General features: G+C 70.1%; 1 protein-coding gene. It reads left to right on the top strand.

Annotation, left to right across the window (positions count from 1 at the left end):
- Positions 1-97: 97 nt before the first annotated feature.
- The coding region (locus Q7A36_RS40095) for an IS256 family transposase (protein ID WP_305109375.1) at positions 98-1,057 on the top strand (960 nt) is incomplete at its 3' end.

Below are 1,057 nucleotides of genomic sequence, written 5' to 3'. Positions count from 1 at the left end.
GGTGCCGTCGCGGGTGTGGTAGGAAATCTGGGTGGCGTAGTCTCCGGCTTGTTCAACGAGCCAGGACCGGCGTTGGCGCGCCGGTGGAGACCACGCCATGGACAAGGGTAGCAGCAAGACGGCTGTCGAGCAGGCGCTGTTTGCCGGGGAAGCCTGGTTCGACCCGATCGAGGCGGGAATCCGGGGTCGGATCCGCGGCCTGATCGAGGAGCTGGTGGAGCAGGAGCTCGAGGCCGCGCTGGGGCGCGGACGGTACGAGCGGACCGGCGCGCCTGCGGGGCACCGGCACGGGCACCGGACGAGGCATCTGACCGGCTCGTTTGGTCCGGTGGAGCTCACGGTGCCGCGGGCGCGCTTGCTGACCGAGGACGGCGGCAGCCGGGAATGGCGCAGCGCTGTGCTACCACACTACGCCCGGCGGACGCGCCAGCTCGAAGCGCTGATCGCGGGTGCCTACCTGGCCGGGACCAACACGCGTCGGGTGCAGCGCGCCCTGGCGGCGCTGTTCCGGGGTGCGGTGGGCAAGGACGTGGTCAGCCGCGCCTGGCGCAAGGTGAAGGTGGACTGGGACGCCTGGGGCCGGCGCGACCTGGCCAGCGAGGACATTGTCCGCCTCATTCTCGATGGCACCGTCGTGCGGGTCCGGCTGGACCGCAAGGCCACCTCGGTGTCGCTGCTGGTGGTCCTTGGCATCCGCCGCGACGGGCAGAAGGTGCTGCTCGCCATTCGTAGTATGGGCGGGGAGAGCGAGGCGGCGTGGCGGGCCGTGCTCGATGACCTGGTCGCCCGTGGGCTACGGACCCCGGAGTTCCTGATCACCGACGGTGCGGCTGGCCTGGAGAAGGCGCTGGCCGCGCTCTGGCCGACGGTGCCATCGCAACGGTGTACGGTTCACAAGCACAGGAATCTCCTGGCCCACGCGCCCGAGCGGCTGCATGAGGAGATCTCGGCCGACTACACGGACATGATCTACGCCGAGACCGTGAAGGAGATCGAGGCGCGGCGGAAGGCGTTCCTGCGCAAGTGGCGACTGAAATGCCGGGCCGTTGCCGACAGC

This window comes from Paracraurococcus lichenis (assembly GCF_030657435.1).
Classification (GTDB): Bacteria; Pseudomonadota; Alphaproteobacteria; order Acetobacterales; family Acetobacteraceae; genus Paracraurococcus; species Paracraurococcus lichenis.
The sequence above is the reverse complement of the archived record's forward strand: the minus strand, read 5'-3'. Positions and strand labels throughout refer to the sequence as shown.